Here is a 24,005-nt window from a genome sequence, read left to right as displayed (position 1 = left end):
GACCTTTAGGGACATGCCCAAGAAGCGCGCACATGTGCTCGTCGCTCTGGTCGTCCTGTGTGGATTCCTGTGCGGTTCCCCGGCGGCGGGTGCCCCTCCCGCCGCCGCGGCCGACTCCCTGTGGTTCGACGGCTCCCCGCTGACGGTGGTGGACGGCCGCTTCGTCGACGCCCACGGCCGCGAGGTCGTGCTGCGCGGCTACAACGTCTCCGGTGAGACCAAGCTGGAGGAGCACGGCGGCCTGCCCTTCGCGTCCGTCGCCGACGCGCGCAGGTCCGCTGCCGCGCTGCGTGCCCTCGGCGGCGGCAACGCGGTGCGCTTCCTGCTGTCCTGGGCACACGCCGAGCCCGAGCGCGGCCGGGTCGACACGGCCTACCTGGCCGCCGTCACCGACCAGATGCGCGCCTTCCTGGACACCGGCATCCGCGTCTACCCCGACTTCCACCAGGACCTGTACTCCCGCCACCTCTTCGACCCGGACAGCTGGTACACCGGTGACGGCGCCCCCAAGTGGGCCGTGGACGCGGGCGATTACCCCGACGAGTCCTGCGGGATCTGCCTCTTCTGGGGCCAGAACATCACCCAGAACGAGGCGGTGATGCGCGCGACGCACGACTTCTGGCACAACGCGCACGGCGTCCAGGACGCCTTCCTCGCCACGGCCGAGAAAACGATGGCGTACGTCGAACAGCACCTCACCGACGAGCAGTTCGCGGGTGTCGTCGGCTTCGACCCTTACAACGAGCCGCACGCCGGCACCTACGACCCCGGCCAGGGCAGCCGCGCCTGGGAGCGGGACGTGCTGTGGCCGTTCTACGAGCGCTTCCGGGCCCGGATGGACGCGGCGGGCTGGCAGGACAAGCCCGCGTTCGTCGAGCCGAACCTCTTCTGGAACGCGAACCTCGACTTCCAGCGCCAGGAGGGCGGTCTGCTGGACTCGGGGAAGCTGGGCCCGCGCTATGTCTTCAACACTCACTTCTACGACCAGAAGGCCATCTCGGGCGTCTTCATGTGGGGCAAGGCGAAGGACGGCCAGTACACCGGGGACTTCGGGACCGTCCGGGACCGGGCCGCCGCGACCGGCACGGCGGCGATGGTCAGCGAGTTCGGCCACCCGCTCAGCGGCACGGTCTCCGACAAGGCGCCGACCGTCCTCAAGGCGATGTACCAGGCCCTCGACTCCCGCCTGCCCGGCTCCGCCTGGTGGACCCGCCCCACCGCGAGCGGCCCCGTGCTGTCGGCCACCCAATGGCAGTGGGACCTCTACAACGGCCGCCACCGCGAGGCGATGAACGGCAACCCCGACAAGATCCTCACCGCCGGTGACGCCTGGAACGACGAGGACCTGTCCGCCGTACGTCTCGACGGCACCGGCACGGTGACACTCCGTCAGGACGTCCGCCTGCTGGACCGCCTCTACCCGGCCGCCACCGCCGGAACCACGCTCGCCTTCACCTACGAGGACCGCTCCCGTGACGGGTCCACCACGCTGACCTGGAACCCGGTACCGGCCTCGCTGCCGAACGTGGCCCGGCTGGTGGGCTCCGGACAGTACGGCGTCCTGCTGTGGCGCTCCGACGGCGGCCCGGCGCCGACCGAGCTGCACCTCCCGGCGGCCTTCCCGCCCGCCACGACCACCGTGGTCTCCGACCTGGGCACCCTCCACGGCCTGCCCGCCTACACGGCCTCCGCCCCGGTCGCCGCAGCCCCCGAACCCGGCGCCACGGGAAGCCGCCGCCTGCTGCTCACCGCACGCGACACGGGCGTTCGGCACTACGCGCTGGTGACCAACGGGGCGACGGCTCCGGCGACTTCACTGCTTCAGGCGGCCCGTGCCGAACTGGACGCCTGGGCCGCGCTCAGCTAGCCGACGGGCCCGACCAGTCGGCGGGCACCCGCGCCAGGCGCACGCGCTGGGGGTGGTCGCCGACCGGGACCGACACCGTCTTGCGGCCCGTCGCGAAGTCGATGGCGGTGACCTGGTCGGCGCCGCTCTCGGAGATCACGCAGGACTTGCCGTCGCCGCTGACCGTGGCCCAGTAGGGCTTGGCGGCGGTGACGAGCGGGCCCTCCTGGAGGGTGGCGCGGTCGACGACGGTGGCGTAGTCGTCCATCGTGCCGGCCACGCACAGCTTCCTGCCGTCGGGGCTCATCGAGAGGCCGTGGTGGCGCGAGTCGTTGACCCAGGTCGTGCGGTCCTCGCTGGTGGCCGGGTTCTTCGGCAGCACCTTGGTCCGGGTGATCTTGTCGCTCGCCACGTCGTACTCGAAGAAGCCGTTGAAGAACGACACCTGGAAGTACAGCTTGGACTCGTCGGGGCTGAACGCGGCCGGGCGCACCGCGTCCGAGTACTGGCCGAGCCCTGCCGCGTCCAGGCGCTGCCGCATGTCGACGACCTTCACCTGCCGGAAGGTCGCCGCGTCGACGACGGTGATGCGCCGGTCGCCCTTCGTCCAGTCCAGCCACGGCTCGTCCAGGGCGGTGTTCACCTCGCCGATGGACATGTTCCAGATGTAGCGGCCGTCGCCGGTGAAGACGTTCTCGTGCGGCTTGTCGCCGGTGCCGAAGGAGCCGAGCTGCCGGCCGGTGACGATGTCCAGCACATGGACCGTGTTGGAGGTGGACGCCGACACCGCGACCTTGGTGCCGTCGGGGGAGACCGCCATGTGGTCGGCGCGGTGACCCGACACGGCGAAGCGCCAGTCGACCGACCCGGTGGCCAGGTCGATGGAGACCACGTCGGCGAAGCTGGGCCGGGAGACCACCATCGAGCGGCCGTCCGGGGTGGCGTACATGTCGTCGACGAACTGGTCGTGGCCCTCGCCGACGCTGTTGCGGATCGCCATGAAGTAGACCCACTTGACCGGGTCGGCGTTGATCTCCGCCATGCGCTGGTCCTTGTCCGGGACGACGTTCACCCGGCCGATCCTCGCGAAGTCGCCCGAGGAGGCGATGACTTCGGCGGTGCCGTCCCAGTTGTTGCCGACGAACAGCACCTCGCGCAGCGCCGCGGGGGAGTCGGCGGCCGCGCCGGTCGCGGGGACCGTGGCGGTCAGGGCGAGGGCGGCGGCGACGGTGCACAGGTGCCGGGGGCGGAAGGCAGGCATGGCTGCACTCTCCTCGGGGTGGGGGGAAGTCTGAATACAACGTCGTTCAGAGTTCGACTTACTGGAAAGTAAGGAAGGGTCGCCCTTCTCCACAAGACTGCGTACACGACAAAATTGGCCGTCGGCGGGCCGAGCGGGAGCCCGGCGACGACGGGAGGCACAGTGGCGGGCAGGCTCAAGGGGCCGACCGGCCGCTACGGCGGCAGGTCCGCGCAGGAACGGCAGGTCGAGCGGCGCCGGCGTTTTCTGGACGCGGCACTTCAGCTGTTCGGCGGCACCCCGGGCTACCGCGCCACCACCGTCGCCGCGCTCAGCGAGGCCGCCGGACTGTCGACCCGTCAGTTCTACGAGGAGTTCCGCACCCTGGAGGACGTCCTCGCCGAACTGCACCTTCAGGTCAACGGCTGGGCCGAGGAGGCCGTGCTGGCGGCGGCCGCCGAGGTGGAGGGCAGGCCGCTGGCGGAACGGGCCTCCGCGATCTTCCGGGCGTACGCCGGGAACGTCACCGGCGACCCGCGCCGCATCCGCATCACCTTCGTCGAGATCATCGGGGTCAGCCCGCGGCTGGAGGAGCAGCGGCTGGCCCGGCGGGCCCGCTGGGTCGACTTCATCTGCGGCGAGGCCGCCGCAGCCGTGGCCCGGGGGGAGGCCGCACCGCGCGACCACCGGCTCGCCGCCACGGCGTTCATCGGCAGCGTCAACGGCCTGCTCCACGACTGGAGCGCGGGCTGGGTGGAGGCCACGCTCGACGAGGTGGTCGACGAGCTGGTGCGTCAACTCCTGGCGATCCTGCGGCCTTCCTGAGGCGCCGCGAGCAGCCGGCCGTTACGACGGCCCAGGCAGCGGCTCCGCGAACAGCAGGCCGCCACGACGGCCCACGCGGCGGCGCCGCCACAAGTGGCTCACCGGGCCAGCCGGTTCACCGCCTCCAGTACGGGGGCCACCCCGTCCTCCGCGCCGACGCGTACGCCGAGGGCCTGTGCCCGGCTCCGGTGGGCCGGGTCGCCGACGGCTCGGGTCAGGGCCGCGGCGAGGGAGTCGGCCGTCACCCGCCGCAGCGGCAGCGCGCAGGGCGCCACGCCCAGCGTGACCAGGCGGGACGCCCAGAAGGTCTCGTCGAACTGGACGGGCAGCGGCACCGCGGGCACCCCGGCGCGCAGCCCGGCCGCGGTCGTGCCGGCACCCGCGTGATGGACCACCGCGGCCATGTGCGGGAACAGCGCCGAGTGGGCCACCTCACCGATGGTCAGCATGTCGTCCGCGTCCGCCGCGAGTCCGCCCCAGCCGCGCTGGATCACCCCGCGCAGCCCGGCCCGCCGCAGCGCCGCCACGACCAGCGCGCTCAGCCCCTCGGGGTCCGGCACGGTCGCGCTGCCCAGGCCGACGAACACCGGCGGCGGCCCCGCGTCGAGGAACGCCCGCACCTCCTCGGGAAGCCGCGCGTCGGCGTCGTACGGCCACCAGTACCCGGCGATGTCGAGGCCGGGCCGCCAGTCGCGGGGGCGGGGGACGATCAGCGGGCTGAAGCCGTGCTGCACCGGCCAGCGCCGCCGCTCCAGGTCCCGGCGCAGGGCGCCCGGCCGGGCGGCGGGTAGGCCCAGCCGGGCGCGTACCGCGGGGACGGCCCTCCCGAAGATGTGCTCCACGGCGAGGTTCACCGCGTGCCCGGCGAGCCGGTTTCCGGCCCCGCCGAAGGAGCGGTCGCCCAGCAGCGGGGGCGCGAACTCCCGTGTGGGTGCGATGGGTTGCAGATGAAGACCGAGGCTCGGCAGCCGCAGGCCCTCGGCGACGGCCACCCCGAGCGGGGCGATCGGGCCGGCGAGCAGCAGCAGATCGCTCGCACGGGCGGCCGTCACCAGGTCCTCGGTCATCCGGCCGACCAGCGCCCGCGCCATCGACACCACCCGCAGCAGCTTCCCCGCGCCGGTCGCGCTGCGGTGCAGGGCGCGTCCGCGCGGGGAGTGCAGTTCGGCCTGCGGATCGACCGGCAGCGGGTGGAAGTCCAGCCCCGCACCCGCCACCAGCTGCTCGAAGCGGGCGTGTGTCACCAGGGTGACCTCGTGGCCTGCGTCCAGCAGACCGTGTCCGAGACCGGTGAAGGGGGCCACGTCGCCCCGGGAGCCCGCCGTCATGATCGCGATGCGCACACCCATCAGTATGGGGGCGGCTGCCCGTCGTTCGTGGTTGCTCGCGCCGTCCCCCGCGCCCCTGGGGAGTCAGTCCCCGAGTTGGCTGATCGCCGCGTCCACCGTCTGCTCCAGCAGCGTGGCGATGGTCATCGGGCCGACGCCGCCCGGCACCGGGGTGATCAGCGAGGCGCGCTCCACGGCCGAGTCGAAGTCGACGTCACCCACGTTGCCCGGGTTGTAGCCGGCGTCGATCACGACCGCGCCGGGCTTGATGTCCTGGCCCTTGATCAGCCGCGGCCGGCCGACGGCGGCGACCACGATGTCCGCCTCGCGCACGACCGCCGACAGGTCCGCGGTGCGCGAGTGGCAGTACGTCACCGTCGCGTCGCGGGCGAGCAGCAGCATGCCGGCCGGCTTGCCCAGGATGGCGCTGCGGCCGACCACCACCGCACGCTTGCCGGACGGGTCGACGCCGTACGCGTCGAGCAGCCGCATGATGCCGCCGGGCGTGCAGGACACGAAGCCCGGCAGGCCGAAGCTCATCGTGGCGAACGAGGCGAAGGTGACGCCGTCGACGTCCTTCTCCGGCGCGATCGCCTCGAACGCGGCCCGCTCGTCGATGTGTTCGCCCATCGGGTGCTGGAGCAGGATGCCGTGCACGGTGGGGTCGGCGGACAGCGCCCGCAGCGTGCCGACCAGCTCCTCGGTGGTGGTCGAGGCGGGCAGCTCCACGTGCCGGGAGCCGATGCCGGCCTTGCGGCAGCGGTTCTGCTTCATCCGGACGTACGTCACGGAGGCGGGGTCCTCGCCGACCAGTACGGTCGCGAGACAGGGGGCGGTGCCGGTGCGCTCGGTGAGGTCCGCCGCGCGCTTGGCGGTCCCCTCGACGATGCCGCGGGCGAGCGAGGTGCCGTCCATGAGCCGTGCCTGAGTCATGATCCACTCCTGAGCTGATCGGTCTCGTCGCCCAGGCGCACGGCATTCACTGATGTCGGCCCGCTCCCCGGTGGTGCTCCACCTCAGCGCCAGTCACGGGCCCACGGACACCTTAACCGAGACGTGCGGCGGCCCGGCCGGGGCCCCTCGCCAGGGGCCCGGCCAGGTGACGGGGGCGGCTCCTACTCGTCCCAGGCCTGGATCATGATCTGTTCGGAGATCTTCCCGTCGCGCAGGGTGATCATCGACTCGGACAGGACACGGACCCCGTCCGCGTACTGGCAGGACTCGCTGTAGGCGGCGCGGTCGCCCTGGACGACGCACCCCTCCAGCTTGTGGGTCATGTCGCGGCTGTAGACGTCCTCGAGCATGCGGGCGATCTCGTCGCGGCCGTGCATGACCTTCGGGCTGCTGGGCTGGGTGTTGCGGTCGACGATCCGCAGCTCCGCGTCATCGGCGTAGAGCTTCAGAAGGTCCGTCGACGACTGTCCTTCCAGGCCCCGGCGCAGGGTGTCGGCGCTGAAGGCGGGGCTCGTGCTGGTGCCCATGATGAACCTCCTCCGAGGCGGGCGACCCGGCGGGCTGCGGGCCACCGAAGCCTTCTCTACGAGCGTCCTCCGGCCCGTGGGGCACGGCAAGCGCGGGGGCAGGCGGGTTCCGGGGAGGGCGGCGCGGTGACGCGCTCCTCCTGACGGGTGAGCGCGGCGCGGCGGCCGTGTCCGGAGCCGGGGCGGCCGCGTTGCTGAGGGCATGATCTCAACTCGCCGTATCCTCGCCGCCGCATGTCTCGCCGCCGGGGTCACCGCACTCGCCGCCCCCTCGGCGGGCGCGGCCGAGACGGACGCCAAGGCAGGCAGCAGCCTGAGCCCGATCGCCCTGCTGGACTCGCTGGCCACCAGTGACATCCCCGAGTCGCACCGGGGCGCGCTCCCGCGGCCCTCCCAGCAGCTCGCGCAGCTCAACCGTGTGCCGAGCGACCTCGACCAGCTGCACCAGATCACCGACCTGGTCGCGCCGGTCACCGGCCTGCTGCCCGGCCTCCAGACCTGACCCCGCCCGCCCCGGCCCGCCCGGCCGCGTCCGTGCCCCGGACGCGGCCGGGCGCGTTGTGTCCGGTGTCCGCTCCCCGCCCGGTGATCGCGCGTAGGGTCGGAGCAGGGAGACAACGCCCGCCGACGGAAGGGACCCAGCAGCCATGGCGCAGGAAGTACGCGGCGTGATCGCACCCGGCAAGGACGAGCCGGTCCGCCTGGAGACGATCGTCGTGCCGGACCCCGGACCGGGTGAGGCCGTGGTGCGGATCCAGGCCTGCGGTGTCTGCCACACCGATCTGCACTACAAACAGGGCGGCATCAGCGACGACTTCCCCTTCCTGCTCGGCCACGAGGCCGCGGGAGTGGTCGAGTCGGTCGGCGACGGCGTGGCCGACGTGGCGCCGGGTGACTTCGTGATCCTCAACTGGCGGGCAGTCTGCGGGCGTTGTCGGGCCTGTCTGCGCGGCCGCCCCTGGTACTGCTTCGACACCCACAACGCGAAGCAGCGCATGACCCTCGCCTCGACCGGCCAGGAATTGTCGCCCGCCCTCGGCATCGGCGCGTTCGCCGAGAAGACCCTGGTCGCCGCGGGCCAGTGCACCAAGGTCGACCCCGAGGTGTCCCCGGCCGTCGCCGGACTGCTGGGCTGCGGGGTGATGGCCGGGATCGGCGCCGCGATCAACACGGGCAACGTCGGCCGCGGCGACTCCGTCGCTGTCATCGGCTGCGGCGGTGTCGGTGACGCGGCGATCGCGGGGTCGCACCTGGCCGGGGCGGCGACGATCATCGCGGTCGACATCGACGACCGCAAGCTGGACAAGGCCCGCACGATGGGCGCCACCCACACCGTCAACTCCCGCGACACCGACCCCGTCGAGGCGATCCGCGAGCTGACCGGCGGCTTCGGCGCCGACGTGGTCATCGAGGCGGTCGGCCGCCCCGAGACGTACCGGCAGGCCTTCTACGCCCGTGACCTGGCAGGCACGGTCGTCCTGGTCGGCGTACCGACACCGGAGATGAAGCTCGAACTGCCCCTGCTGGACGTCTTCGGACGGGGCGGCGCACTGAAGTCCTCCTGGTACGGCGACTGTCTGCCCTCCCGCGACTTCCCCATGCTGATCGACCTCCACCGCCAAGGCCGCCTGGACCTCGGCGCGTTCGTGACGGAGACGATCCGACTCGACGAGGTGGAGAAGGCGTTCGAGCGGATGCACCACGGCGACGTCCTGCGCTCGGTGGTGGTGCTGTGATGGCCCCGCGCATCGAACGCCTGGTCACCTCGGGCCGGTTCACCCTCGACGGCGGCAGCTGGGACGTCGACAACAACGTCTGGCTGGTCGGCGACGACCACGAGGTCGTCGTCATCGACGCCGCGCACGACGCCGACGCCATCGCCGAGGCGGTCGGCGACCGGCGGCTGACCGCCATCGTCTGCACCCACGCCCACAACGACCACATCGACGCCGCCCCCGCCCTCGCCGAGCGCACCGGCGCCGTGATCTGGCTGCACCGCGACGACCTGCCCCTGTGGAAGCAGACCCACCCCGAGCGTGAGCCGGACGCCTGGCTGCGCGACGGGCAGGTCATCGAGGCCGCGGGCGCCGACCTCAGGGTCCTGCACACACCCGGCCACGCGCCCGGCGCGGTCTGCCTGTACGACCCCGGCCTGGGGGCGGTCTTCACCGGTGACACGCTGTTCCAGGGCGGGCCGGGTGCCACGGGCCGGTCCTGGTCCCACTTCCCGACGATCATCGACTCGATCCGCAACCGGCTGCTCGGCCTCCCGCCCGAGACGAAGGTGCTCACGGGACACGGCGACCCCACCACCATCGGGGCGGAGGCACCGCACCTTCAGGAGTGGATCGACCGCGGCCACGGACATCATCGCCGGTATGACGACGAACACGCTCGAGACCCTGCACGGCGTCCGTGTGCTGCGCTGTGCCCCCGAAGGACCCCTCCTGGACGGCGAGAGCGCGGCGCTGGACCTGATCGGCGACGCGTTCGGCCAGGACGCCACGCTGGTCGCCGTCCCCGTCGAGCGGGTGCCGCAGGAGTTCTTCCGGCTGCGCACGGGCGTCGCGGGCGCGGTGATGCAGAAGTTCGTCACCTACCGGGTGCGGCTCGCCGTCGTGGGGGACGTGTCCCGCCAGGCCGCCGAGAGCGGCGCGCTGCGCGACTTCCTGCGCGAGACGAACGAGGGCGGGCACATCTGGTTCGTGCCCGACTACGACGAACTCGGTGAGAAGTTGCGCGCGGCCGGGTGAACCCGCGGCAAAAGGCGACAGAAGATGTCCGGTTTCCCCGGCACTCTCGAATCGACACGTAGGAAACACGAGGTCGGGAGCCGGACATGGACAAGCCGTTGCAGGGCAAGGTGGCGCTCGTCGCCGGGGCGACCCGTGGCGCGGGCCGCGGGATCGCCGTCGAACTGGGGGCGGCGGGAGCCACCGTGTACGTCACCGGGCGCACCACCCGCTCACACCGTTCCGAGTACGACCGCCCCGAGACGGTCGAGGACACCGCCGACCTGGTCACCGAGGCGGGCGGCGAGGGTGTCGCCGTACCCACCGACCACCTCGAACCCGGCCAGGTACGGGCCCTGGTGGAGCGGATCGACGCCGAGCAGGGGCGCCTGGACGTGCTGGTGAACGACGTCTGGGGCGGCGAGCATCTCTTCGCGTGGGAGACGCCGATCTGGGAGCACGACCTCGACAAGGGCCTCAGACTGCTCCGGCTCGCCGTCGAGACGCACGCGATCACCAGCCATCACGCGCTGCCCCTGCTGCTGCGCCGGCCCGGCGGGCTGGTCGTGGAGATGACCGACGGCACCGCCGAGTACAACGGCGCCACCTACCGCAACTCCTTCTTCTACGACCTCGCCAAGGCGTCCGTCCTGCGCATGGGCTTCTCCCTCGGCCACGAGCTCGGCCCGCGCGGAGCGACCGCGGTCGCGCTCACGCCGGGCTGGCTGCGCTCGGAGATGATGCTGGACACCTTCGGGGTGCGCGAGGACAACTGGCGCGACGCGCTGGACACGCAGCCGCACTTCGCCATCTCGGAGACCCCGCGCTATGTCGGCCGGGCCGTCGCCGCGCTCGCCGCCGACCCGGAGGTGGCCCGCTTCAACGGGCAGTCCCTGTCCAGCGGCGGTCTCGCGCAGATCTACGGCTTCACCGACCTCGACGGCAGCCGCCCCGACGCCTGGCGGTACCTGGTCGAGGTCGCGGACAAGGGCAGGCCCGCCGACACGACCGGCTACCGCTGATCCCGGAGCGCGGGGGCCAGCCAGCGGGCCGGGTGCCCGGGCGGCAGCGCCAGATCCTCGCGTACGGCGCCGTAGTAGGCCTGCCGGGCGGACCGCTGCCGCTCCATCAGCGCCTGCCAGGCCTCCGGGTCCCGGGTCCCGGCCCGCAGGAACGCCTCCATCTCCAGCACGACGACGACCCACTCGCGCGCCAGCTCCACGACATCGGCGCTGCCGAGCATGAGCAGCGCCTCACCGACCGGGTCCCGGCCGGCCGTGGCCTCCGCCAGCAGCGGCTCGGCCTCCTGCGGGGACAGCGGGTGCGGATGCGGGTCGTTGCCCAGGTGCGCCGCCACCCGGTAGGTGAGGGTGACGGTCCGCTTCACCGCCCGCGCGTAGTCCGAGTACACCGCCAGCCGCCGCTCCTCCCACCGCGCGTCCCGCTCCCGCCGGAAGCGGGCGCCGTCGCTGCGGACGACCGCCAGATAGGAGCCGAGGGCGCCGATCACGACACCGAGGAGCGTGGGCAGTTGCTGAAGGAACGTGGATGCGGCCGACATGGGCGCACCGTATCAACTCCGTAGCACCGCTTAAGCGTTGGTATAGATCTTTTCACTTGTCCTGCGAGGTGGTGACGGGCAGCGTGCTGGTGTGCACAACGACGAACGAGCTTCCTCGCCCTGGCGCGTCCGTGACTTCCGTACGCTCTTCACCGCCACCACCCTCAGCCAACTCGGCACGAACGTCGGCTATGTGGCCGTTCCGCTGGTCGCCGTCGCCGCGCTCGACGCGAGCCCCGGACAGGTCGGCGCGCTGGCCGCGCTCAGCACGCTGGCGTTCCTCCTCATCGGGCTGCCCGCCGGTGCCTGGGTCGACCGGATGCGCCACCGCCGGGTGCTGATCGGCGCCGACCTGGCCCGCGCCGCCCTCAACGCCTCCGTGCCGATCGCCTGGTGGCTCGACGCGCTCACCCTCGGCCACCTCTGCACGGTCGTGCTGCTGACCGGCTGCGCGACGGTGTTCTTCGACGTCGGCTCGCAGAGCACGCTGCCCCAACTGGTCGGCCGGGAGGCGCTGGTGGGCGCCAACGCCGCCGTGGTCAGCCTGCAGGCGGTGAGCAACATCGCCGGACGCGGCGCGGGAGGCGGACTCGTGCAGTTCCTGACCGCGCCCGTCGCCGTGCTGTTCACGGCCGTCGCCCATCTCGCCTCGGCGCTGCGGCTCACCGCCGTCGGCACACGGCACCAGCCGCCCGCGCAGCCCCGCGAGACGCGCCTGCGGACGCAGATCGCCGAGGGCCTGCGGCACGTCCTCGGCAACGCCGAACTGCGTGCCCTCGCGCTCACCGCCGCCCTCACCAACCTCGGCGTGCAGATCGTCAACACCATGCTGCCGCTCCTCTTCGTCCGTGAACTCGGCCTCTCCGCGAGCGCCCTGGGTCTGTTCTGGGCCGTCGGCGGCCTGGGCGTGCTGCTCGGCGCCCGCTGCGCCCGCCCGCTGGCAGCCCGCCTCGGCCACGGCCGCACCCAGGTGGTCACCGGGCTGCTCCTGGCCCCCGCCGCGCTGCTGGTGCCGCTCATCGGGCGCGGACCGGGGCTGTGGCTGGCGGGTGCCGGCTGGGTGCTGTCGATGGCCAGGATCGGCACGGCGAACGTGCTCGGGGTGAGCCTGCGCCAGCGGATGACGCCGGACGCCCTGCTCGGCCGTATGAACGCCACCTTCCGGTTCATGCTCACCGGCGCGCTCGCCGTCGGGGCCGCCCTCTCCGGACTGCTGGGCGAGCTGGTGGGGGTGAGCGCGACGCTGTGGGTGGGCGCCGCGGTGCTGGCGGTCTCGGTCCTGCCGCTGCTGCTCTCCCCGGTGCGCTCCCGTCGCGAGCTCCCGCAGCGGCAGCCCGAGGGGTCGGCGGTCACCGAGGCGGCGCGGACTTGAGGGGCGTGCCGCCGGGGTCGTAATGTCACCGTTTCGTCGCGAAGCGGGCGAGGGGGCAACCACGGCCGGCCGATGCCGGTCTAGTGGTCAGAGCCGCACGGTGTGCGTGCAGTGCAGGGGACTACGGGAGGGCGAGTGCTCATGGGGGACATACGCAGACGAGGGGCGGCCGTCGTCGGGACCGGCGCGCTGGTGGTGCCGCTGGCGATCGGCCTGGGGGCCGCGCCCGCGCAGGCCGCGAGCTGCACCACATCGACCGGCCCGTACCAGAAGCAGGTCGAGAAGTTCCTCGGCCTGCCCGTCGACGGCAGGCAGTCGCCGACCGACTGCCAGAAGATCAAGGCCTTCCAGGACAAGCACGGCATCAAGCCGAACATCGGCTACGCCGGCCCCGTCACCTGGGGTGTGATGGACCTCATGCGCAAGCAGAAGGCCGTCGGCACCAACCCCAACCGCGACGGCAGGTGCCCCACCAACAAGGGCCGGATCGCCTGTGTGAACCTCACGCTCCAGCTCAGCTGGATCCAGGACGGCAGCCGCCTGGTGTACGGCCCCGTCCCGGTGCGCACCGGCCGGGACGGCTACGAGACCCGCACCGGCCTGAAGAAGATCTACTGGCGTGACATCGACCACGTGTCGAGCATCTACAACGTGCCCATGCCCTACAGCCAGTTCTTCGACGGCGGCCAGGCCTTCCACTCGGTCAACCTCAGCATGTGGAACCCGCCCGGCTCGCACGGCTGCGTCAACATGACCACCACCACGGCGAAGAAGTACTGGTCGCTGCTGAGGAACGGCGACGACGTGTACGTGTACGGCCGCAAGCCGGGCACCTGACACGCCAGTTGGACGTGATCAGCAACACGGTCCGTTATGTCCGGTTTGTACGTCATCACTCACACGGTCTTCACCTCCGGAGCCGTATGCTTCACAGCATGTCCACCACTGTTGAACCCGTCTCCGAGAGATCGGCCGCGGAGGTCAACGAGGAGATCCGGGCGCTGTGGCGCCGGTCGGGCGGGACACTGACCGTCGAGCAGCGCGAGGAGTACCAGCGGCTCGTGATGGAGTGGGCCGCCGTGGCCACGCAGCAGGAGCGGGTGGCCTGAGAGCCGCTCAGCCCCAGGTCGCCGAGTAATGACTGCGATAGGCCTTGCGGTCCTGTTCCGCGCGGATGTACCGCGTGGCCACCAGGGCCACAAGGCTCCCCGCGACGATCAGCAGCCCCGGGCCCGTGTTCCGCGGGTCCGCCAGCCGCGACAGCAGCGTCGAGGCCTGTTCCCCGCCCACCGGAGCCGACGACCCCGGTGAGGCCTCCCCGGGTGCGAGGGCGCTCTGCGGGGCCGAGGCCGAAGGCGCCGGTACGGCAGCACCGGCCGGCGCCACCAGCCGCACGCCGAGCTCCTCGAGCGCCTTCGTCACCGGCTGGAAGAACGTCGTACCGCCCACCCGGCAGTCTCCGCTGCCGCCCGAGGTGATGCCGAGCGCGATCCCCTCGGAGAACAACGGGCCCCCGCTGTCGCCGGGTTCGGCGCACACATCCGTCTCGATCAGCCCGCTCACGCTGCCCTCGGGGTAGTTGACCGTCACATCGAGCGCGCGGACGACACCGTCGTGCAGCCCGCTGGTGCTGCCGCTGCGGAACACCCGCTGCCCTACGGCGGGATCGGCCGCGGCGGTGATCCGTACGCCCCGCCCGCCGCCGAGGTCCACCACGTCGGCGCCGTCGCCGGCCCGCCCGCCCGTGTAGCTCACCAGCGAGAAGTCGGCCCCCGGGAAGCTGCCCCGCACGGTCCGGCCCACCTCGCGGCCGGCCCGGGAGTCGGCGAACCACACCGAGCCGGCCGGCCCGCAGTGTCCCGCGGTCAGGATGAAGTCCGAGCGGCCGTCGGTGACGTTGAAGCCCGCCGAACAGCGGCCCCCGGTCGAGAGGATCGGCCGCGCCCCGTTCAGACGCGTGGTGAAGGTGCCCTGCGTGCGTTCCATGCGCACCGGGGCGTCCAGATCGTGCGCGAGAGCGGTGAGACGGGCCCAGTCCGCCGCGGAGACCGTGCGGTCGGCCCGGAGCACCACCTCGTTGGACCGGTAGTCCACCGCCCAGGCCGTGCCCGGCACCCGCGGCGCCGCGCGCAGGGCCGTGGTGGCCGACCGCAGCTCGCCCAGGCTGTGCGGGACCACCTTGGGAGTGGCCCCCGCGCGGCGCACCTCGGCGGCCGCCCCCGGGTCGGTGACCGCGACGACCGGCCGCCCGTCGGCGCCGATCCAGCTGCCGGCCGTACGCGCCTCGCCCAGCCGGGCCACCAGGGCCCCGCCGGGCGACACGGCCGCCGACGCGGTCCCGCGCGGCGCGGCGGACGGCTCGTCCGCCACAGCGCGGCCGACCATGGTGCCTCCCAGGAGGAGACCGCCGACGGCCGCGAGCCGTGTCACCCGGCGGACGATCCGTCGTCGTGCGTGCCCCATGCATGGCTCCCGAACTCAAGGACGCGGCACCGTGGCCGCGGGGCGCTCCCGCAGTCGAGCGCCCCCCGTCCATACGCACCGGGCCGCCGGGGCGTTCAGTCACGCCTTGCGGGCCACCCCGCCGAACATCGCGACCTCCTCCGGCTCCGCGCCGTTGGTGTGCTCCGGGCGCCAGCGCGAGCAGGACACCACGCCCGGCTCCAGCAGGTCCAGGCCGTCGAAGAAGCGGGCCACGGCCTCGGGGGTGCGCTGGGTGAGCTTCGGGGTGCCGTGCTCGTTCCAGAACTTCACGGCCTCGTCCACGTCCGGCATCTCCGGGTGGGTGACGGTGTGCGACAGCACCAGGTGGCTGCCCGCGGGCAGCGCGTCCATCAGCCGGCGCACCAGGGCGTACGGGTCCTCGTCGTCGCCGATGAAGATGACCACACCGAGCAGGATCAGCGCGACCGGCCGGCTGAAGTCCAGCGTCTTCGCCGCGTGTTCGAGGATCGCGTCCACATTGCGGAGGTCCTCGTCGAGGTAGTCGGTGCGGCCTTCCTCGGTGCTGGTGAGCAGGGCGCGGGCATGGGCCAGGACCAACGGGTCGTTGTCGACGTAGACGATCCGCGCGTCCGGGGCGTGCCGCTGGGCCACCTCGTGGGTGTTGTCCGCGGTGGGCAGGCCGGTGCCGATGTCCAGGAACTGGCGTATGCCCACCTCGCCGACCAGATGCCGCACGGCCCGGCCCAGGAACAGCCGGTCGGCACGGGCGTACTCGCCGATGCCCGGGTGCAGTTGGCGGATCTGGTCACCGGCGGCGCGGTCGACCTCGTAGTTGTCCTTGCCGCCCAGCCAGTAGTTCCAGATGCGGGCGGTGTGCGGCTGGGTGGTGACGATACGGGCGCGCAGCGCCTCCGCGGGTCGGTTCTGCGGCCGGCGGGTTCTCGGTCACGGGATCAGCTCCTGGTTGCCGGGTCGTTCGGGGTGGCAACGAGCAATCTAGACCGCCCAGTTGATCTCCGCCGCCCGAGCGGCGATTTCCACGGCCCTTCGCTCGCGGCGACGCCCCTAGACTGCGGGGTATGGACGCAACCGCGCTGGACCGGCTCGCCGAGGGCAAGTACCTGTTGATCACCAGCTATCGCAGGAACGGCACGCCGGTCGCCACGCCGGTGTGGGTCGTGCGGGACGCGGACGCGCTGGGGGTCTGGACGGCCGCCGACTCCTACAAGGTCAAGCGCATCCGCAACCGCGCCGATGTGCTGGTCGGCCCCTGTGACCTGCGGGGCAACCCCACGGGGGAGCAGGTGCCCGGGAAGGCGGAGATCTGCGACGAGGCGACCAGCGCCCGCTACCGTGCGCTCGTCGCGCGCAAGTACGGCGTCCTCGGCCGGCTCACGCTCCTCGGCAGCCGGCTGCGGCGCGGCACCCGGGGAACCGTCGGGATCCGGGTGGCGCTCACCTCCGGCTGAGGGTCCCGCGGCTCAGGTCCAGGCGCGGTACGGCTCGTCGACCAACTGGAAGACGGGCTCGCCGCGGACCGGGTCCTTGGCCGTGGACAGCCGTACCCGGTCGCCGCTGTGGATGCCGATCGGCGGGCCCATCACACGGCCGCGGATCACGAAGCCCTCCGCCATCTCGATCAGCGACACATTGCGCGCGGCAGGGGTGTTGCGGTGCACCACCGTGGAGTGGCGGACCGTGCCCACGCCCTCGCTGCGCTCGGTGCGCAGGTCGCTGCCCTGGCAGACCGGACACAGCAGCCGGTGGTACATCGCCGTGCCGCACCAGGTGCAGCGCTGGAAAAGGATGGTCTCGGGTGAGGCCTCCGCGACCCGGCCGGCCGGCCGATGGTCGAGGACGCCCGTCGCGGAGCCGGTTGCCTGCTGAGCGACGCTTCCTGAGTGGTGGTACACGCTGCAACTCCCTGCGCTCGGCCGGAATCCCGCGCGCGGCAGGCCGCGCACGTCCGTGCGCGGCGGGCCGTGCCACCGTGCACACCGTCAGCGTATGGCACTCAGTGCCACCCGTAAAGGCACTGCGTACCCCCAATTTTCGGCCGACCGCCGCGCCGGTCCCGCCCGGCCGGGTGGTCAGTCGCGGGCCAGCGTCGTCTCGATCTCCTGCACCACCCGCCACAGCGGAGCCCCGCGCCGCGACACGACGACCACCACGTCGTCCTCCGCCTGGTCCGCGACCGGCGGGACCGGCCCCGTGCCGAACGCGGACTGCACCAGCCCGAGCGCGTGGTCGACGGCGGCCTCGGCATCGCCCTCCCCGTCCGAACGCAGCCAGGACCGCAGCGCGTTGTTGTGTGCCGCGACCACCGCGGCCGCGACGACATCGGCCCGCAGCGTCCCGTCCCGCCGGTCCCGCAGCCGCCGCCGCAGATAGTCGGCAAGGGCCCGCTCGTAGCGCCACACCACCGACAGCTCGTACGCCCGCAGGCCCGGCACCTGCTTGGTGAGCCGGTAGCGCTGCACGGAGAAGTCCGGGTTCTCGGCGTACATCCGCAGCACCAGCCGGGCCGCGTCGCACACCCGGCGCACCGGCTCCTCGGTGTCGTCACCCGAGGCCAGGAAGTCCGTCATGTCGGTCAGGCACCGCTCGTGGTCGGGGAAGACCACGTCCTCCTTGGAGGGGAAGTACCGGAAGAAGGACCGCCGGCCCACCCCGGCGAGCGCCACGATGTCGTCCACGGTCGTCTGCTCGTAGCCCCGCTCCAGGAAGAGCCGGAAGGCCGCCGCGACCAGGGCGTCCCGCATGGGCGGCTTCACTGCCGTGTCGGACTTCTCGTCGCGCCGGGGCGCCGTACCGCTGGAGCTCATGGACGAAGGGTATGGCACTCAGTGCGCTCGGAACAGGGAACTGAGTGCCCTCCACGGCGACCACCTGCGTGAACACCGACAGGGCCGCCCCCGCGTACTCTGACCGGGCCCGGTGACCGGCCCGGGCGCGCATCACCGAGGAGACCTCCATGCCCGAGGCGCGGCCCCGTCTGCTGTACGTCACCGACCTGGCCTACGAGGCGCGCGGGCGGCGCTACTGCGACGAGGACATCCGGCTCACCTCCCGGCTGCGCGAGGACTTCGACCTGGCGCTGTGCCATCCGCGTGACGCGGCCGCCCTGATGGGCCGCTTCGACGCGGTCGTCGTCCGCAACAGCGGCCCCGTACTGGAGTACCGGGCCGCCTACGACGACTTCCGCGAGCGCGCCCTGCGCGACGGGGTGCGGGTCTACAACCCCCTCACCGGGAAGGCCGACATGGCGGGCAAGCAGTACCTGCTGGACCTCACCGCGGCCGGGCACCCGGTGATCCCCACCGTCGACCGCGCGACCGACCTGGACCGGCTGCCGCCCGCGGAGCGGTACGTGGTCAAGCCCAGGCTCGGCGCCGACTCCATAGGCCTGCGGATCGTGTCCGCCGGCGAACTGGGCGGCCTCGACCTGTCCTGCGGCAGCTTCCTGGTGCAGCCGCACATCGACTTCGCCTACGAGGTGTCGTTCTACTTCGTCGACCACGACTTCCAGTACGCCCTGCACGCCCCCGACCCTGACCGGCGCTGGGAGCTGAAGCCGTACGAGCCCACCGCCGAGGACCTGGAGTTCGCGCACGGCTTCATCGCCTGGAACGGCCTGGAGCACGGCATCCAGCGCGTGGACGCCTGCCGGGCGCCCGGCGGTGAGCTGCTGCTGGTGGAGCTGGAGGACCTCAACCCCTACCTCTCCCTGGACGCCCTCCCTCAAGAGGCCCAGGACGCGTTCGTGACGGCGATGTCCGCGTCCCTGCGCCGCTTCCTGGGCGCCTGAGAGCCCGTCACTCCACGCCGCGTCGAGCGGTCACGCGCCGGACTCCACCCCCGCGCAGAACTGTCACGCGCCGGACTCCACCTCGGCGTAGAGCGGTCACGCCCCGGACCCCACGCGGGCCACCGCCGCGGCGACCTCCTGCTGCACGGCCTCGGGCGGCGGCTCGCCCTGGACGGCCTCCACCAGGTGCTCGGCGAGCCGGTGCAGCTTGGTGTTGGTGTTCTGCGAGCTGTGCACCAGCACCTCCCAGGCCTGGTCCGGACTCAGCCCGAAGGTCGCCATCAGCACCCCGCGGGCCAGGTCGATGGTCGGCCGGGTGCGCATCGCCCGGCGCAACTGCACCACCTCGACGCCCAGGTCGGGCCCGCCGTCGTGCTCGGCGTCGGACGCGAACAGCGGCTGGGTCCCGGTCAGTTCGAGCAGCCGCTCGACCACGGGCCCGGCCGCCCGGACGGTGATGGTCTTGCCGTCGGCCAGGGCCTGCCTGCGCACCCGTAGCAGGGCGTTGAGACCGGAGCAGTCGCAGAAACCCACGCCGCTCAGGTCCAGATCCAGGCCCGACACCGAGTGCTCCAGGGCCTGGAACAGGCGATCCTTGAATTCGTGGTCGACATCCAGGCACAACTCGCCACGCACCTCGACCACCACGCGGTCACCGTCGGCACGGCTGTCGACGGTGAGCTGTTCAGGCCGGTGTTCGGGGGGCGAGTCCTCCGCTCCCGCCCCGGCCGCGACCATGTCGCCGGCTGAGGACGCCGAATACGCGGGCTCCGGCATTGCGGCCTCTCCCTCGGGCTCGTACTCCGCTGCGGACTCCTGCCTTCCTCTGCCCTTCAAGGCTGGACCGGGCAGGGGAATACGTCAAGGGATACATGAAATCTATTTCGCGCTTTGGTTTGCGGGAATGGTTGGTCGTATGCTGGCGACATGGGTGGAGTGCCTGAGCCGCATACAGGATGGACGTTTCTCACCAATCACGCCCGCGTGCTGGCCGCCATTGCCGATGATCACAACGCCAGGATCCGTGACATCGCGGCCTACTGCCGGCTCACAGAGCGCGCCGTGCAGAAGATCATCGCGGACCTGGAAGAGGCCGGGTATCTCTCGCACCGGCGCGAAGGGCGGAGCAACACGTATCGGATCGAGCCGGGGATGGTGCTGCGCCATCCGGCCGAGGCCGGTCTGACCGTGGCGGCGCTGCTCTCGCTGCTCGTGCAGGACGAGGTCGACCGCTCGGGACGCCCCGTGGATCCGGGCATGGCTCCGGCCGACTTCTGAAGCGGGCGTGTGCCGGCCGAACGTGCCGGCGGTGTGAGGCCTGTCGCCAGGCCTGAGGTGTGTCGGACCGTCAGCGTGCCGCGGTACGGTCCGCGAGTGCCTCGCTGACGGCGCGGACGCTGCGCGCGATGTGCTGCAGCTGCATGACCTCGGCGGCGTACATCTTGATGGTGTGCTCGATGACCGACTCCGGCATGCCCAGGCGCGGCAGGTCGGCGCGGGCCGTCTGCAGGGCGGTGCGGGCGACCCGGATCTCCTGCTGGACCTGGATCTGCGCGTGGCGGGCCAGCAGCACGGGGTGGCGCATCAACGCCGGGTAGCTGGCGTATCGCGCCGGTACCAGTTCGCGCAGCCACTTCGCGGCCGAGCGCTCCCAGTCGTAGCTGCCGGGCGTCTTGACCTGGCAGGGCCAGTCCGGGCTTGTGCGCATGGTCGTCAGGGGCATGATCATCGCTTCCGGGTCGTGCGGCGTCGTGGGGACCTCGACGGGTTCGTGGGCGGCCCCGGCCTAGGGGATGACCGGGGCCGCCCACGGGGGCTCGCGCAGGCGATGCCCGACCGAACAGCCCGGGGGTCGTCGCGGGTAGGGAGACGACGGCCCGGGCGTCCGCTGCAGTATTTATATATACCGCCGGGTATGCAATACGCATGAAAAAATTCATGCCGGGTTTGGGTGTGAACAGCCCTCAAAGCGCCAAGAGTGACCCTCAGTCCTTGAGGAAGAATTGATGTTGCTCGGAGATCTGCTCGTACTCCTCCAGCCGCCCGTGCGTCCGCTCAGGGTCCGCGTCGGTCATGGCCTGGAGCAGCGCGGCGGCCATCAGGCCCGGGGCCGCGTAGGAGTCGAACACCAGCCGTGAGCCGGTCCCGGTGGCGAAGGTGACGTCCGCCTCGTCGGCCAGCGGTCCCAGCGCCAGGTCCGTGATCAGCGCCACCCGCAGCCCCGCCTGGCGGGCCACCCGGATGGCCGACAGCGTCTCCTGCGCGTGCCGCGGCAGGGAGAACGCCAGCACCCAGGTGCCGCCCGCCTCCCGCGACTGCAGCAGCGCGTCGTAGGCCACACTGCCGCCGAGCGTGACCAGCCGTACGTCGGGGTGGATGCGGCGCGCGGCGTAGGCGAAGTACTCGGCGAGCGAGGCGGAGATACGCAGGCCGAGGACCGTCAGCGGGGTCGACTCCGAGAGCCTGCGGCCGGTGTCGATGACCTGCGCGGGGTCGGCGAAGTCGCGGCGCAGGTTCTCCAGGTTCTCGATCTCGGCGTCGACCGCGGACTGCAGTTCGTTGCCGCTCTCCTCCGAGACGCCGGGCCCGCCGATGGTGCCCAGGGCGATCGTCTGCAGCCGCTCGCGCAGCGCCGGGTAGCCGCTGAAGCCGACCGCCGCGGCGAACCGCGTGACCGAGGGCTGGCTGACCCCCACCCGGTCGGCGAGGTCGGTGATCGACAGGAACGCGGCCTCGGTGAGGTGGTCGATCAGGTACTGGGCGATACGGCGCTGGCCGGGCGACAGCCGTGGTCGGTCGAAGAGCGTCCTGAGCTGAGAGGCGGGTGCGGCCTCGACCTCCGCGACCGCCTTCGGCGAGGTGATCGCGGACGCCTGCGCACGTGCCTGCTGCGGCGATGGCACCGGTGTGCCTCCTTTGTTGCCCACGAACGTTCAACATAGCTCACCGACCGTGCTGACCAGGGCGGCCGCGGTGATCTTCAACGCCCGTAGACCACGGGTGGCCCGTGGCTCAACGCCGGTAGACCGTGATGGAGTGCCCCACGTCCTCCACCGGCCGGCTGCTCGCCAGCAGCTCGGCCAGCCTGCCGCGGGCCTTGGCCGCCGCGGAGTCGGACACCACCAGCAGACCGTGCACCCGGCTCGCGGGCACCCGGCGTGGATCGGCCGCCTCGATGCCGTAGGAGGCGGGCACCCCGCTGCCCTTGTACACCAGCCACACCCGCTGCCCCGGCCAGCGCGTCCGCAGCCGCTCCGCCAGCCGCCCCAGGTCCTGGCCCCAGTCGACGTTGGAGTCGTGCAGCCGGTAGCGGGTGGACGCCGGTCCGCCGAACGCCTCGTTGGAGTACGGCAGATAGAAGGGGTACGCACGCACCGAACTCACCGCCACGCACAGCGCGAGCCCCGCCGCCGCGGCGGGCGCCCACCGCCACCGGGCCGCGAGCACCCCGGCCGCGGCCACCGCCAGGAACATCGGCAGGAACACCGCGTACCGCGTGCCGAAGTCCCGCGAGCCCTGCATCGCCGCCAGCAGCAGCACGGCGGCCGGCAGCAGCACGTACGGCGCGGCCGGCCGCAACCGCCGTACGGCCACGCACACCACCGCGCCCGCCGCCCACAGCGCGAGCATGCCCAGCGGGGTCTTCACCAGCAGCGCGGCCGGCAGGTAGTACCACTTCGAGCCGGTGTAGAGGTGCCCGAACAAAAAGCCCTGCCAGGGCCGGTTCTCCAGCGCGAACTGCAGCCGCATCCCGTCGCGGAACGGCTCCGGCAGCGGCAGCAGCCCGACGAGCACCCCGCGCAGCCCCCGCACCTCGGGCACCTGCTCCGGCGCCCACCGCAGCCGCGGGTCCACCATGAGATACACCGCCCATACGACGGCCAGTGCGGTCAGCGCCACAACTCCCGCGCCCACGGCCGCCCTTGCGGGCGAACCCGGCCGACGACGCCGTACGGACACCACCGCCAGTGCCAGCAGGACCGGCACCGCCGCCAGCGTGTTCATCCGGGTGGCCACCGCCGCCCCGAGCGCCACGCCTGCGAGCGGCAGATACAGCCCCGGTCGGCGGCGCGCCCGCCAGACCAGCCAGGCGGAGGTCAGCAGGAAGGCGGCCGCGGGCACGTCCAGCGTGGCCAGTGAACCGTGCGCGATGACGTCGGGGGAGAAGGCGTACAGCGCGAGAGCCGTCAACCCGCCCGCCGCGCCGGTGAGTTCACGGGCGAAGGCGAACACCACCAGACCGCACAGCAGCGTCAGCGCGATCACCGGCAGCCGGGCCCACAGCATCACCCGCCACGGGTCGTTGCCCGACTCGTACAGCAGCCGGCGCCCCAACAGGCCCTGGTCCGCGGGCAGCGGCGGTTCCAGACGGGGCTGTGCGAACGCCACCCCGGCGCCGATCAGCAGCTTGCCCAGCGGCGGGTGTTCGGGGTTCCAGCGCAGGGTGTGCTCACGCCACTGGACCACGGCCGTGCCCACGTAGACCGGTTCGTCGATGGTCGGGGTCTGCCGCAGGGCCGTCGTCACCATCGCCACCGCCATCTGCGCCAGCAGCAGCATGACGGCGACCACCACCGCCCACCGCCCGAGAACCGTCCGCCGTGCCATGCCCCCACCTTCGCACCGGCCGCCGTACGCGGACCGCAACCGCCGTACGCGGGTACGGCCCGTGGCGGCGGGCCGTTCAGCTACGGCACCGGCATCGCCGACACCGGCACCACCAGGTCGGCGCGGTGCCGGGTCCCCGCGACGAGGTCGGCGTTGCGCTGGTCGGTGCCCAGCACCCAGGCGACCGCCTCCTCATGGGCCTTGCCGAACTCCTCGTGCCGGGCGACCAGCCGGGCGATCCGCTCGCTCTCCGCCGGCCCGCAGAACCACACCTCGTCCAGCTCGGCCCGCACCCGCGCCCAGGCGCCCGTGTCCAGCAGCAGGTAGTTGCCCTCCGTCACCACCAGCCGCGCCGACGGCTCCACCGGCACCGCGCCTGCCAGCGGCTGCTCCAGCACCCGCTCGAACCCCGGCGCGTACACCGTGTCCGGGCCGTCCGCCTCCGCGCGCAGCCGGTGCAGCAGGGCCGCGTACCCGGCCGCGTCGAAGGTGTCGGGGGCGCCCTTGCGGTCGCGCCGGCCCAGCCGGTCCAGCTCCGCGTCGGCCAGATGGAAGCCGTCCATCGGCACATGCGCCACCCACGGCGCGCCGTCCGCGTTCAGCGCCCGCACCAGATGCTCGGCCAGGGTCGTCTTGCCCGCGCCGGGCGCGCCCGCGATGCCGAGCAGGGCGCGGCGCCGGCCGTCGGTGAGGGCGCGGGCCCGGGCGAGCAGGTCGTCGAAGGTCACAGCCACAGGCAGGAGTGTCTCAGCCCGTCAC

The 24,005-nt window shown here is 72.4% G+C and carries 26 protein-coding genes, 1 pseudogene and 1 riboswitch; of the genes and pseudogenes, 13 read left to right on the top strand and 14 right to left on the bottom strand.

The window, feature by feature from the left end; translation table 11 throughout:
• Positions 1 to 13 precede the first annotated feature (13 nt).
• Complete coding sequence (locus tag RKD23_RS04215) at positions 14 to 1,867, top strand: cellulase family glycosylhydrolase (RefSeq protein WP_424852372.1); 1,854 nt, start codon at positions 14 to 16, stop codon at positions 1,865 to 1,867.
• Here RKD23_RS04215 and RKD23_RS04210 read toward each other — a convergent pair.
• A complete protein-coding gene (locus tag RKD23_RS04210) occupies positions 1,860 to 3,107 on the bottom strand; it encodes a YncE family protein (RefSeq protein ID WP_424852371.1) in 1,248 nt (415 codons plus the stop codon). The two genes, RKD23_RS04215 and RKD23_RS04210, sit on opposite strands and share 8 nt — an antisense overlap.
• Before the next feature lie 162 nt (positions 3,108 to 3,269).
• On the opposite strand from RKD23_RS04210, the gene RKD23_RS04205 reads away from it, so the two are divergent.
• Complete coding sequence (locus RKD23_RS04205) at positions 3,270 to 3,911, top strand: TetR/AcrR family transcriptional regulator (protein WP_424852370.1); 642 nt, start codon at positions 3,270 to 3,272, stop codon at positions 3,909 to 3,911.
• A 98-nt stretch (positions 3,912 to 4,009) separates the two neighbouring features.
• Here the strand turns inward: RKD23_RS04205 and RKD23_RS04200 are convergent, their stop codons facing one another.
• The 3 genes from RKD23_RS04200 to RKD23_RS04190 all read right to left on the bottom strand — a co-directional run bounded on the left by RKD23_RS04200 (position 4,010) and on the right by RKD23_RS04190 (position 6,720).
• Complete coding sequence (locus tag RKD23_RS04200) at positions 4,010 to 5,239, bottom strand: glycosyltransferase (protein WP_424858156.1); 1,230 nt, start codon at positions 5,237 to 5,239, stop codon at positions 4,010 to 4,012.
• Between the two features lie 84 nt (positions 5,240 to 5,323).
• The gene (locus RKD23_RS04195) at positions 5,324 to 6,172 is read right to left on the bottom strand and encodes a bifunctional 5,10-methylenetetrahydrofolate dehydrogenase/5,10-methenyltetrahydrofolate cyclohydrolase (protein WP_424852369.1); all 849 of its coding nucleotides are present in this window, start codon (positions 6,170 to 6,172) and stop codon (positions 5,324 to 5,326) included.
• A gap of 22 nt (positions 6,173 to 6,194) precedes the next feature.
• A riboswitch (ZMP/ZTP riboswitch) is annotated at positions 6,195 to 6,279 on the bottom strand.
• A 75-nt stretch (positions 6,280 to 6,354) separates the two neighbouring features.
• Positions 6,355 to 6,720, bottom strand: a complete 366-nt coding sequence (locus RKD23_RS04190; RefSeq protein WP_424852368.1) for a nuclear transport factor 2 family protein — start codon at positions 6,718 to 6,720, stop codon at positions 6,355 to 6,357.
• Between the two features lie 202 nt (positions 6,721 to 6,922).
• Here RKD23_RS04190 and RKD23_RS04185 point away from each other — a divergent pair, with 202 nt between their 5' ends.
• The 5 genes and pseudogenes from RKD23_RS04185 to RKD23_RS04165 all read left to right on the top strand — a co-directional run bounded on the left by RKD23_RS04185 (position 6,923) and on the right by RKD23_RS04165 (position 10,474).
• Entirely contained in the window at positions 6,923 to 7,222 is a 300-nt protein-coding gene (locus RKD23_RS04185) for a hypothetical protein (protein WP_424852367.1), read from the top strand.
• 145 nt (positions 7,223 to 7,367) lie between these two features.
• Positions 7,368 to 8,456 carry an S-(hydroxymethyl)mycothiol dehydrogenase gene (locus RKD23_RS04180; protein ID WP_424852366.1) on the top strand — a complete coding sequence of 363 codons (1,089 nt, stop codon included), beginning with the start codon at positions 7,368 to 7,370 and terminating at the stop codon, positions 8,454 to 8,456.
• Positions 8,456 to 9,082, top strand: a pseudogene (locus tag RKD23_RS04175) (MBL fold metallo-hydrolase); the annotation flags it as partial. The gene RKD23_RS04180 and the pseudogene RKD23_RS04175, both read left to right, overlap by 1 nt.
• Before the next feature lie 16 nt (positions 9,083 to 9,098).
• A complete protein-coding gene (locus RKD23_RS04170; protein ID WP_404030855.1) occupies positions 9,099 to 9,473 on the top strand; it encodes a DUF4180 domain-containing protein in 375 nt (124 codons plus the stop codon).
• An 86-nt stretch (positions 9,474 to 9,559) separates the two neighbouring features.
• Positions 9,560 to 10,474, top strand: coding sequence for an SDR family oxidoreductase (locus RKD23_RS04165; protein ID WP_424852365.1), 915 nt, complete (start codon positions 9,560 to 9,562; stop codon positions 10,472 to 10,474).
• Here RKD23_RS04165 and RKD23_RS04160 read toward each other — a convergent pair.
• Positions 10,465 to 11,013, bottom strand: coding sequence for a hypothetical protein (locus tag RKD23_RS04160; RefSeq protein WP_424852364.1), 549 nt, complete (start codon positions 11,011 to 11,013; stop codon positions 10,465 to 10,467). The two genes, RKD23_RS04165 and RKD23_RS04160, sit on opposite strands and share 10 nt — an antisense overlap.
• A gap of 91 nt (positions 11,014 to 11,104) precedes the next feature.
• On the opposite strand from RKD23_RS04160, the gene RKD23_RS04155 reads away from it, so the two are divergent.
• The 3 genes from RKD23_RS04155 (at position 11,105) to RKD23_RS04145 (ending at position 13,494) form a co-directional block, all read left to right on the top strand.
• Complete coding sequence (locus RKD23_RS04155) at positions 11,105 to 12,385, top strand: MFS transporter (protein WP_424852363.1); 1,281 nt, start codon at positions 11,105 to 11,107, stop codon at positions 12,383 to 12,385.
• Positions 12,386 to 12,526: 141 nt separating this feature from the next.
• Entirely contained in the window at positions 12,527 to 13,222 is a 696-nt protein-coding gene (locus RKD23_RS04150; RefSeq protein WP_424852362.1) for a L,D-transpeptidase family protein, read from the top strand.
• 86 nt (positions 13,223 to 13,308) lie between these two features.
• Entirely contained in the window at positions 13,309 to 13,494 is a 186-nt protein-coding gene (locus tag RKD23_RS04145; RefSeq protein WP_404030844.1) for a hypothetical protein, read from the top strand.
• A gap of 7 nt (positions 13,495 to 13,501) precedes the next feature.
• On the opposite strand, the gene RKD23_RS04140 is transcribed toward RKD23_RS04145, so the two are convergent.
• Together RKD23_RS04140 and RKD23_RS04135 are read right to left on the bottom strand one after the other, a co-directional pair.
• On the bottom strand, positions 13,502 to 14,848 hold the full coding sequence (locus RKD23_RS04140; RefSeq protein ID WP_424852361.1) for a S1 family peptidase: 1,347 nt from the start codon (positions 14,846 to 14,848) through the stop codon (positions 13,502 to 13,504).
• A gap of 99 nt (positions 14,849 to 14,947) precedes the next feature.
• Positions 14,948 to 15,736, bottom strand: a complete 789-nt coding sequence (locus RKD23_RS04135; RefSeq protein WP_424858155.1) for an SAM-dependent methyltransferase — start codon at positions 15,734 to 15,736, stop codon at positions 14,948 to 14,950.
• Positions 15,737 to 15,909: 173 nt separating this feature from the next.
• On the opposite strand from RKD23_RS04135, the gene RKD23_RS04130 reads away from it, so the two are divergent.
• Positions 15,910 to 16,299: a PPOX class F420-dependent oxidoreductase gene (locus tag RKD23_RS04130; protein WP_424852360.1), complete on the top strand. Its 390-nt coding sequence runs from the start codon at positions 15,910 to 15,912 to the stop codon at positions 16,297 to 16,299.
• Between the two features lie 12 nt (positions 16,300 to 16,311).
• On the opposite strand, the gene RKD23_RS04125 is transcribed toward RKD23_RS04130, so the two are convergent.
• Both RKD23_RS04125 and RKD23_RS04120 read right to left on the bottom strand, forming a co-directional pair.
• The gene (locus RKD23_RS04125) at positions 16,312 to 16,743 is read right to left on the bottom strand and encodes a Zn-ribbon domain-containing OB-fold protein (RefSeq protein ID WP_424852359.1); all 432 of its coding nucleotides are present in this window, start codon (positions 16,741 to 16,743) and stop codon (positions 16,312 to 16,314) included.
• Positions 16,744 to 16,920: 177 nt separating this feature from the next.
• Complete coding sequence (locus tag RKD23_RS04120) at positions 16,921 to 17,655, bottom strand: TetR family transcriptional regulator (protein WP_424852358.1); 735 nt, start codon at positions 17,653 to 17,655, stop codon at positions 16,921 to 16,923.
• Between the two features lie 149 nt (positions 17,656 to 17,804).
• On the opposite strand from RKD23_RS04120, the gene RKD23_RS04115 reads away from it, so the two are divergent.
• Entirely contained in the window at positions 17,805 to 18,638 is an 834-nt protein-coding gene (locus RKD23_RS04115) for a hypothetical protein (protein ID WP_424852357.1), read from the top strand.
• Between the two features lie 96 nt (positions 18,639 to 18,734).
• Here the strand turns inward: RKD23_RS04115 and RKD23_RS04110 are convergent, their stop codons facing one another.
• Positions 18,735 to 19,415: an ANTAR domain-containing protein gene (locus RKD23_RS04110; RefSeq protein WP_424852356.1), complete on the bottom strand. Its 681-nt coding sequence runs from the start codon at positions 19,413 to 19,415 to the stop codon at positions 18,735 to 18,737.
• 150 nt (positions 19,416 to 19,565) lie between these two features.
• Here RKD23_RS04110 and RKD23_RS04105 point away from each other — a divergent pair, with 150 nt between their 5' ends.
• The gene (locus RKD23_RS04105) at positions 19,566 to 19,916 is read left to right on the top strand and encodes a helix-turn-helix transcriptional regulator (RefSeq protein WP_424852355.1); all 351 of its coding nucleotides are present in this window, start codon (positions 19,566 to 19,568) and stop codon (positions 19,914 to 19,916) included.
• 70 nt (positions 19,917 to 19,986) lie between these two features.
• On the opposite strand, the gene RKD23_RS04100 is transcribed toward RKD23_RS04105, so the two are convergent.
• From RKD23_RS04100 to RKD23_RS04085, 4 genes are all read right to left on the bottom strand, one after another.
• On the bottom strand, positions 19,987 to 20,367 hold the full coding sequence (locus tag RKD23_RS04100; protein ID WP_424852354.1) for a hypothetical protein: 381 nt from the start codon (positions 20,365 to 20,367) through the stop codon (positions 19,987 to 19,989).
• A 256-nt stretch (positions 20,368 to 20,623) separates the two neighbouring features.
• Positions 20,624 to 21,541: a MurR/RpiR family transcriptional regulator gene (locus RKD23_RS04095; RefSeq protein ID WP_424852353.1), complete on the bottom strand. Its 918-nt coding sequence runs from the start codon at positions 21,539 to 21,541 to the stop codon at positions 20,624 to 20,626.
• 109 nt (positions 21,542 to 21,650) lie between these two features.
• Positions 21,651 to 23,246 (bottom strand): glycosyltransferase family 39 protein, encoded by a 1,596-nt coding sequence (locus RKD23_RS04090; protein WP_424852352.1) that lies wholly within the window; start codon positions 23,244 to 23,246, stop codon positions 21,651 to 21,653.
• An 80-nt stretch (positions 23,247 to 23,326) separates the two neighbouring features.
• Positions 23,327 to 23,980, bottom strand: a complete 654-nt coding sequence (locus tag RKD23_RS04085) for a nucleoside/nucleotide kinase family protein (RefSeq protein ID WP_424852351.1) — start codon at positions 23,978 to 23,980, stop codon at positions 23,327 to 23,329.
• Between the last annotated feature and the right edge of the window lie 25 nt (positions 23,981 to 24,005).

The sequence above is a fragment of the Streptomyces sp. SAI-170 genome (assembly GCF_049739565.1).
In the GTDB taxonomy this organism is placed as follows: domain Bacteria; phylum Actinomycetota; class Actinomycetes; order Streptomycetales; family Streptomycetaceae; genus Streptomyces.
The sequence above is the reverse complement of the archived record's forward strand: the minus strand, read 5'-3'. Positions and strand labels throughout refer to the sequence as shown.